The 336-nt window shown below is 48.2% G+C and carries 1 pseudogene; it reads left to right on the top strand.

The features are described from left to right. Window positions 1–12: 12 nt before the first annotated feature. Window positions 13–336 (top strand): annotated as a pseudogene (locus QP442_RS08400) (hypothetical protein); the annotation flags it as partial.

Below are 336 nucleotides of genomic sequence, written 5' to 3'. Positions count from 1 at the left end.
GGTAGCGGAACCATGACTGGTAAAACCGTGGATAAGGGTAGTGAGTACACGGTGTTGCCTAACGCTTTCAAAGCCCCGGATGACACTCAAGAGTTTGATACTTGGGAAGTTAATGGTCAGAAGGTTGCGCCTGGAACCAAGATCAAGGCTGACAAGGATACCGTTATCAAAGCTGTCTGGAAGAAGATCCCGGTGAAGGTCAGTTATGACGCTAATGGTGGTAGCGGAACCATGACTGGTAAAACCGTGGATAAGGGTAGTGAGTACACGGTGTTGCCTAACGCTTTCAAAGCCCCGGATGACACTCAAGAGTTTGATACTTGGGAAGTTAATGGT

The sequence above is a fragment of the Pauljensenia sp. UMB1177 genome, from assembly GCF_030217965.1.
Lineage (GTDB): Bacteria > Actinomycetota > Actinomycetes > Actinomycetales > Actinomycetaceae > Pauljensenia > Pauljensenia turicensis_A.
The sequence above is the reverse complement of the archived record's forward strand: the minus strand, read 5'-3'. Positions and strand labels throughout refer to the sequence as shown.